This window comes from Allobosea sp. P1_A7, assembly GCF_056406775.1.
The window spans coordinates 1-8,223 of sequence record NZ_JBFTZN010000257.1; the positions used below are offsets into that span (position 1 = coordinate 1).

Below are 8,223 nucleotides of genomic sequence, written 5' to 3' on the forward strand. Positions count from 1 at the left end.
ACCGTGTAGGACTCGGCCAGCAACGGCGCGATGGTCAGGTCTTCGCGATAGGCGACCAGAGCCTCGAGCACATGATGGAGGATGGTGTCGCTGTCGCCGCTGCGCCGAACACCCGGCTCGCTGCTCGTGATATCGGTGGAGAGCGCGATGCGCAGCTCGCCACCCTGCTTCGGGACCTGAGCGAGCGCCTGCATCGGGCAGGCGAGCGCGGCCAGGGCCGCAAGCCATGCAACCTTCATGATCTCTCCCTTTCGTTCACGAGCGGCGCCCGGTTTTCCGGTGTCACCGCCCAAATGGCTGGCAGATCGCCGCGCCCTGCCCCCGCTAGAGGTTTTGCCGTTGGGCAAGCGCGCTGGCGAAGAACTCCTTCACCGGGGGGTGCACGAGATGTCCGATATGCTCGACGCCGGGCACGACATCGAAGCGCACCGGGATATCGAGGCTCAGGAAGGCGCGCTCCAGCGAGCGCAGGCGATCGACCCGCGTCACGCCGGTCTCGTTGATGCCCTCCATCCAGTTCGAGGAACTGGGAGCGACGGTGACGTCCCAGGTCTCGATGTCATCGCCGCCGATGACCATCTGGACCGCGACCTTCCGCATCTCGGACAGATCAAGTTCACGTCCGAAGATGCTCTTCAGATCGCCTGTCCCGAGCCACCACGGCTTGTCCGGGTTCGGCAGCGTCACGACGCCGGGAGCGCCGATCGAAACCGCCAGCAGTCGCTCCGGGTGCAGATAGAAGAAGCGGTGCACGAACTGCCCGCCGCCGGAGAAGCCGTGCATCAGCACCTTCTCGGCGTCGAGGCGATAGAGTTCGCCGATCTCCTCGATCATCGCCAGGACTAGGAGGTCGTAACGGATGCCGCGATAGAGGATGCGCTTGTAGTTATGCGTGTCACCCGGCTCCCCGATCCCGCAGGGAAAGAGCGGCACCAGGACGACGCATTGGTTGGCTTCGGCGAAATCGATGAACTGGTCGCGCAGGCTGTCGACCGTGCGGGTGCTGCCATGGATCAGAACGGCCAGCGGATAGCGCTTCGTGCCGTTCTCCTCATAGCCCTCGGGAATATAGCAGCAATAGGAGAAGCGCTGGTCGGCCTGGCAGGCAAAGATCGCCGTCCGTCCGAGCTGGTAATAGGAGAGCTTCTCGCCATGTCCGTTGCGCGTCATCGGTCGTCTTTCTCCGGTCGTCTCACGCTTGGCTGATCGTCTTGGTGACAAGATAGGCGTCGAGCCCCTCGGTGCCGCCCTCGCGGCCGTCGCCGCTATCCTTGACCCCGCCGAATGGGGTTTCCGCCGCAGCGATCTCGAAGCGGTTGATGCCGACCATCCCGGCCTCGATCCGTTCGCCGAGGGCAAGGGCCCGTGCGCCGGAGCCCGTGAATGCATAGGCGGCGAGCCCGACCGGCAGGCCGTTGGCACGACTGATGACCTCGTCCAGATCGCGGAAGCGGGCGATCGGAGCCACCGGTCCGAAGGGCTCCTCGCTCATGATCGCCGCGGCCTCCGGCACATCGGCGAGAACAGTCGGCGCATAGAAGAAGCCACGATTGCCGATGCGCTCACCGCCGCAGACAAGCCTGGCGCCATGGCGTTGGGCATCCTCGATCAATCCATGCACCGCTTCGAGCCGCCTGGCATTGGCAAGCGGCCCCATGCCGATGCCCTGGTCGAGGCCATTACCGACCTTGATCCGCTGGGCGGCCGAGGCGAAGGCGGTGACGAAGCGATCATGCACCGCCTCGTGGACATAGAACCGTGTCGGCGCGACACAGACCTGGCCGGCATTACGGAATTTTCGCTGAGCGCCGAGCGCAGCCACCGCCTCGACATCGACATCATCGAATACCAGGACGGGAGCGTGGCCGCCGAGTTCCAGTGTCGCGCGCTTGGGCCCATGGGCGGCCAGGGCAGCAACCGCACGCCCTCCCGCCGTGGAACCGGTGAACGACACCTTCCGGATGACCGCTGAGCTGACGAGATGCCGCGAGACCGTTGGCGGATCTCCCAGGACGAGATTGATCGCGCCCGCCGGCACGCCTGCCTCGACGCAGGCCTCGACCAGGGCAAGGCAGGTCGCCGGGGTTTCTTCCGACGGCTTGATGATGATCGAAGAGCCGGCACCCAGCGCACCGGCGATCTTGCGCGCCGGCGTCAGCGCCGGAAAATTCCAGGGCGTGAAGGCGGCAACGGGGCCGATCGGCTCCCGCACCACGATCATCCGGGCGCCGGCCGTGCGGCTTGGAACGACCCGACCATAGGCGCGGCGCCCTTCCTCTGCATACCATTCGAAGACCTCGGCAGACGCGGCCACCTCGCCGCGCGCCTCGGCGAGAGGCTTGCCCTGCTCACGCGTCATCACCTCGCCAATGGCGTCCTGACGCGCCCGCAGCAATTCGCCGACGCGACGCAGGATACGGCAGCGTTCGAAGACCGAGACCGCGCGCCAGGCAGAAAAGCCCGCCTCGGCAGCCTTCAGCGCGTCGTCGAGATCGACCGCCGATGCCAGGCGCGCCGTGGCCAGGATGTCGCCGGTCGCAGGATCATGGATCTCGATCTCGGCGCCGGAGCCCGCGCGAGCCGCGCCGCCGATATGCAGGGTGATGTCGGGATAGGCGCTCACGTCGCGCAACCTCTTCAAACGGGGATGGGCCAGATCAGGCGATGGTTGCGAGCGCCTTGCGGATGCTGGCGAAGAGGCGGTCGATCTCGTCGGGCTCGATCGTCAGCGGCGGCGACAGCACCAGCAGGTCGGCGCCCGCGCGCACGAGGACACCGGCCTGGAAACAGGCCTCGGCGCATTCCGAGCTGCGCTGCCCCGCTCCGCCAGGCCGCGGTTCGAACTCGATCGCGGCCACGAGACCGATAGTGCGGATATCGATGACATGCGGCGCGCCCTTCAGGGCATGCGCCGCATCCTCCCAGTGGCGCGCGATCCGCCGGGCGCGTTCGAACAGCCCTTCCTCTTCATAGACCTGCAGGGTGGCCAGGCCCGCGGCGCAGGCGAGCGGGTGCCCCGAATATGTATAGCCGTGGAAGAGCTCGATGCTGCCTTCCGGCCCGGTCATGAAGGCCTCGTAGATATGCGGCCCGACGATGGTCGCCCCCATCGGCACGGCGCCATTGGTCAGCCCCTTGGCGCAGGTGATCATGTCGGGAATGACGCCGAAGGCTTCGGCGGCGCAGGAGGCACCCAGCCGCCCGAAGCCCGAGATCACCTCGTCGAAGATCAGCAGGATGCCGTGCTTGTCGCAGATTTCGCGCAGACGCTTGAGATAGCCCTTGGGCGGCGGCAGCACGCCGGTCGAGCCCGCAACCGGTTCGACGATGACAGCCGCGATCATCGACGCATCATGGATCTGCACGAGCCGCTCGAGATCCTCGGCGAGATCAGCGCCGTGATCGGGCTCGCCGCGCGAGAAGGCATTCCTGGCCAGGTCGAGCGTGTGCGGGAGATGGGCGACTCCCGGCAGGAGAGGCCCGAAATCGCGGCGATGCCGGCTGATGCCGGCGACCGATAGCCCGCCGAAGCCCATGCCGTGATAGCCGCGCGCCCGGCCGATCAGGCGGGTGCGTCCTGCCTCGCCGCGCTGGCGGTGATAGGCCAGCGCGATCTTGAGCGCAGTGTCGACCGCCTCCGAGCCGGAATTGGAGAAGAACACATGGTCGAGCCCCTTCGGCATCATGTTGGCGATGCGGCTCGCCAGCGTGAAGGCGTCGGGATGCCCCATCTGGAAACAGGAGACGTAGTCGAGCCTGTCGACCTGGGCCTTGATCGCCTCCTTGATCCGCGGATGGCCATGTCCGGCATTCACGCACCAGAGCCCGGCCATGCCGTCGAGGATCCGGCGCCCGTCGGCCGTCAGGTAATAATTGCCCTCGGCACCGACGAAGAGGCGCGGATCACTCTTGAAACGCCGATTGGCCGTGAACGGCATCCAATGGGCATCGAGGTCATTCGGGCGGGCGGCGGCGGAAGCGAGCAAGATTGAACCTCAGGAGCGCTGGATGATATTTTGATCTTTTTGCAAAAATAATACAATGTCAAGCGAACATGATGGCGGCGTTCGGGCCAGCCGAATATCACGAATGTAAAGGCGTGACGCCTTCGGCCCAGCCGCGGGCAAGGAGAGACCGGCTCAGCGCGGCGCGCGCGTCAGATGCTGGCGCATCAGGGTCGCCGCCCAGTTCGTGTCGCCCTGCTCGAGCGCATCCAGGATCGCCAGGTGTTCCCGGCAGGATCGCAGCAACGCCTCCCGATCGAGACCGCCGTAATCGGCGTACTCAGTCAGGCGCCGCAGGGAGTTCTGCGCCTCCATCGCCTGGACGACGAAGCGATTGCCGGAGCAGGCGGCGAGCATGCCGTGAAAGCCGGCATTGATCTCGAAGAAGCGCTCTGCGGACGGCGTATGGTCGAGATCGGCGATGAAAGCATCATGCGCTGCCCGGCTTCGGACAAAGGCCGGCCTGTTGATCCGAAAGCTCGGCTCACACAGCCCCATGCATTCGATCATCATACGGAAGCGATAGCTTTCCTCGCGCGCCTCAGGCGAGGCGAGCGACGGTACGAAGCTCCAGCCGTGACCGCGGCGCCGCTTGATCAGCCCATCCTCCGCGAGGCGCAGCAGAACCTTGCTGAGCGCGCTTCTGCCGATCTGATAGGTCTGCAAGAGGTCGGTTTCGATGAGGTTCTCGGGCAGGCGGCCGGCCTCGCGATCCCGCAGGATGGCATGAATGATGTCCTCGTCGCGCGCGCTCGGCAGGGAGCGCTCTGCGGCCTCGAGATCCTTGCCGTCCCGCGCAAGAAAAAAGCCCTGGTTCGCGCGCGCTTCGACTGCGCCCTGCTCGGCCAGCAGGCCGAGCGCGGCCCGCACCGGAGTACGCGAAACCTCGAAAGCTCGGGCAATCTCGGCCTCCCGCAGGTGGAAGCCGGCCGACCACTGCTTCTCGGCGGCGCAGGCCAGAATTCGCTTCGCGAGAGCGGTATGGAGATTGCTGGGCYTCCGCGATGTCTGGCGGGGAAGCGAACGCTCATTCATCAAGACGACTCCGTGCGCCGCAGCCCTAGCCGAATTGCATTATTTTTTCAACGAGAACCGAACCCTATCACGACCTCTCGTGCAGTCGACCTCGCCGTCCATCAGCGAGCACCCGCCCCGATCTAGTAGGGAAGGCCGACCCTCACCAAACGCCGTGCTCCGGCCGCGTTTGCGTATCACGCAAGGAGACGATAGCGCCGAGAACCTCGAAGAGTTCCTCGGCGCTATCGTCTCAACTGAATGGCTGTATTCGCCCGCCCGCACCGAGCATCGGATGTGACACGCGGGAATTTGCCCTGTTGCAGAATATGCCATGGGTCATCTGTTGACCTGCGCCGGTCCGAGTGAAACGCGAATATTCAAGCCGAAGCTGGTTGTGCACCGATGCGTCGACCCGTTTCGCCCTTGAAGACTGGCCGAAGATCGATGTCCTGAGGGATGATCACGTCTCGTGCCAGAGACGGAAGGGCACTCCAATCATTCTTCCCCATGATCTGGACGGCCTGGACGATGCGCTGTGTCTTGCAGTGAGGACAGCCACGGAGCGTCGAAGTTGCGAGGATCGTGCCTTCCCGAATCCGCCCTTTGTCCGGATCATGCCCCATCCACTCGGCGAAAGCGGGCCCGTCGACGGGATGGTCAAAGAGATTGTCATAGTAAGTGGCGAAGGCCTCTCGATCGTTGAAGTGCTGCGAGCTCGTCGCCAGTTTGCGCGGATAGCGCGAGCACACGGTGCAAACCGGATGATTTTTGAGGATCAAATAGGTCGCGATACCGCCGAGAATGAACCCAACGAACTGGAAGAAGGCTAGCCAGTATCCAAAGGAGCCGACTGCGCCGGTGTCTGTCTGAGCCCGCCCAATCCGCATGTGAGCCGTCGTCAGTCGGATGTCGAGGTAATCGAAGAAGCCGATCCGATCAGCAACACGGATGCCGTTGTCGAGGACCAGCGTCGAATACTCGGCGTAGTAGATCGCGAACTGCGCGAGCGCCGCCACGATCATGACCTGCACAAGCAGGAACCAATTCGGGCGAGTGTGGAAGAGCAGACTCCCGAAGTAATAGCCGGATGCAGCAGCAGCTCCCGTCAGCGCCGCCCCAACTGGGACGACGACCCAGACGCTCAATGCAAACAAATTGAAGCCTGTCGCGCGATCGATGGCCGTCACTAAGGCCACTGTGATGGCGAACGATAAAATCCCGAAGAATGCCACACCGACATGGCCGCCAAAGTTCTTCATCTCACGCCCCATTCCCCCGGTATCGCATGCATGTAATCTAGCCCAACGATGAAGGCGATAAGCAACAAGTCCAATGTTCCCTTACGGTGACAATCTCACTCATGGTTTCCGGTCCCCCGTCGTTTGGGCTCTGCTGGCTCTGATGATTGCGGTCACAGCCGCCGACGAGCTTTCTGGGCTGCACCGCGCTCTCGTTGCCGAGCTCGGCTTCACGCCGGTGCTGTTTTCCACCCAGCCTTGGCGCCATATGCATACCTTGGTCACCGCCARCCTTTTGCACGGCGACATGTTCCACTTGGCGGGCAATTGTCTGTTTCTGTGGGTGTTTGGCAGGTCACTAGAGCGCTTGTTCGGTTGGTGGCGTTTCGCCCTGGTATTTCCGTTTTTGGGTGTAACGGGATTTGTCGTGCATTGGTTATTGTCGCCAGCTTCTCGCGTTCCCGTCATTGGGGCCTCGGGTGCGGTCTCGGCTTTGTTGGGCGCCTATCTCGTGCTGTTCCCGTACGCGCGGATGCGCACGATCATTGTCTACCTGCCGTTCTGGAAGCGGATCGCCGTGCCGGCCTGGGCTTTTCTGGGCTACTGGGCCGGCCTCCAGGTTGCTTCCCTGGCACTAGGCATGGGCGAGGATGACGGCACAGCCTATGCGGTGCATGTTGGCGCACTCGCTCTCGGCATGATGATCGCCGCGATCTGGAAGACATCCTACCCGGCAGCAGAGGAAGAGCTTGAAGCCTTCGTGGATACGTCCTTCGCGGCTGCCCCGCCCCCTGCTCGGGCGTCCCGACTTTGCTGATGGGCGGCATCGAAACCTTACGGACGCATGCCCGCGTCGCCGACCGCAGCACGTCAGGCGCGGGGGATGCAGATTTCTCTGAAGATGCTTGATGTCCAGGCGGCAGTGGAAGCGTTTGACACGCTGATGCTCTCCTCGCAGCGCGAGGCTTCCAGCACGATGCGGATCTTCTCCTGCGTCGAGAACAGTCGACGTTCCGCGCACCGGCGGCAGACCGGATCCAAGTGACCACGATGCTCCAGACATGGATTCCGACAGGGCTGGCCGGGCCGACCAGTTGGCCGGGCGCATCGCGTAGACGCCCCGCCGGCCAGGCAAGCCAGACCGTGCTGCTGGCGTTACGGCGCCCGGCTGGCCTTGCCGTCACGCGCAGCGTCGACAACGTCGCGGATGGCATCGATCACGAGTTGCGGCCGTTCCTTGTGGATCTCGTGGCCGCTGTCGGTGTGCGTGACATGCCTGGCGCCCGGCACGAGTGCAGCGAGCTTTGCCTGCGCCTCCTTCTGCGCCCTGTCAGTGACGTAGCCGAAATCGGAAGGAATGTCGGCGGGCAGCCGGCCATCGGCGATAAGCCCCGGGACGAGCGGTCCCCAGGGGTGATCCGCGCTCAGCACGGTCAAAGGCATCGGTCGGAGCGGCTCGGCAGCGAGCAGTTGATCGAAGCTGAGATTCGCATCGACTTGCTCGATCGCCGGATAGACTTTGAGGGCTTCAGTCAGGTCGCCATCGAGCAGCACGCGTTGGATCGCCCATTCACGAGGGGCCTGCGCTGCCCGAAGCCCCTCTGACAAGGCATCGAGGAGCACCATCCCATTCACCTCGTCGGGATAGGTCATCGCATAGAGCCAGCTAACGAGCTCGCCATAGGAATGCCCGACGACCACGAAAGGCGTCGCGATGCCGGCAGCGGTCACCAGCGCATGCAGATCGGTGACCGCCGCCCGCGCGGTGACCGGCTGCGAGACCGGGTCGGTGCGGCTCGGCGCTTCGCCGACCGGAGTTCCCGGCCGGTCGTAGGCGCAGACCCGCGTGAACCCCGCCACTGCGGAAAAGACGTTCACCTTGCCTGGCTCGGACTGGGTCCAATCAGCGGCGGAGGCTCTCGCGCCTGCCACGATGACGACGGCAGGAGCCCCCATGCCACGAC

The 8,223-nt window shown here is 64.3% G+C and carries 8 protein-coding genes and 1 pseudogene; 2 read left to right on the top strand and 7 right to left on the bottom strand.

Annotated elements, in window-relative coordinates:
* From AC1D34_RS29970 to AC1D34_RS29995, 6 genes and pseudogenes are all read right to left on the bottom strand, one after another.
* Window positions 1–239, bottom strand: a pseudogene (locus AC1D34_RS29970) (ABC transporter substrate-binding protein); the annotation flags it as partial.
* Between the two features lie 85 nt (window positions 240–324).
* Window positions 325–1,170, bottom strand: coding sequence for an alpha/beta hydrolase (locus AC1D34_RS29975; protein ID WP_441488091.1), 846 nt, complete (start codon window positions 1,168–1,170; stop codon window positions 325–327).
* 22 nt (window positions 1,171–1,192) lie between these two features.
* Window positions 1,193–2,623: an NAD-dependent succinate-semialdehyde dehydrogenase gene (locus tag AC1D34_RS29980; protein ID WP_476826170.1), complete on the bottom strand. Its 1,431-nt coding sequence runs from the start codon at window positions 2,621–2,623 to the stop codon at window positions 1,193–1,195.
* 34 nt (window positions 2,624–2,657) lie between these two features.
* Window positions 2,658–3,989 carry an omega-aminotransferase AptA gene (gene aptA / locus AC1D34_RS29985; protein ID WP_476826175.1) on the bottom strand — a complete coding sequence of 444 codons (1,332 nt, stop codon included), beginning with the start codon at window positions 3,987–3,989 and terminating at the stop codon, window positions 2,658–2,660.
* A 150-nt stretch (window positions 3,990–4,139) separates the two neighbouring features.
* Window positions 4,140–5,039 carry a GntR family transcriptional regulator gene (locus AC1D34_RS29990; protein WP_476826171.1) on the bottom strand — a complete coding sequence of 300 codons (900 nt, stop codon included), beginning with the start codon at window positions 5,037–5,039 and terminating at the stop codon, window positions 4,140–4,142.
* Between the two features lie 359 nt (window positions 5,040–5,398).
* Window positions 5,399–6,280: a hypothetical protein gene (locus tag AC1D34_RS29995; protein WP_441488088.1), complete on the bottom strand. Its 882-nt coding sequence runs from the start codon at window positions 6,278–6,280 to the stop codon at window positions 5,399–5,401.
* A gap of 142 nt (window positions 6,281–6,422) precedes the next feature.
* Between AC1D34_RS29995 and AC1D34_RS30000 the strand changes: the two genes are divergently transcribed.
* Both AC1D34_RS30000 and AC1D34_RS30005 read left to right on the top strand, forming a co-directional pair.
* Window positions 6,423–7,076 (top strand): rhomboid family intramembrane serine protease, encoded by a 654-nt coding sequence (locus AC1D34_RS30000; RefSeq protein WP_476826172.1) that lies wholly within the window; start codon window positions 6,423–6,425, stop codon window positions 7,074–7,076.
* Window positions 7,077–7,103: 27 nt separating this feature from the next.
* On the top strand, window positions 7,104–7,304 hold the full coding sequence (locus tag AC1D34_RS30005) for a hypothetical protein (RefSeq protein ID WP_476826173.1): 201 nt from the start codon (window positions 7,104–7,106) through the stop codon (window positions 7,302–7,304).
* A gap of 110 nt (window positions 7,305–7,414) precedes the next feature.
* Here AC1D34_RS30005 and AC1D34_RS30010 read toward each other — a convergent pair.
* Window positions 7,415–8,223 (bottom strand): alpha/beta fold hydrolase (locus AC1D34_RS30010; RefSeq protein WP_476826174.1); only part of this gene is annotated, 809 nt, incomplete at its 5' end.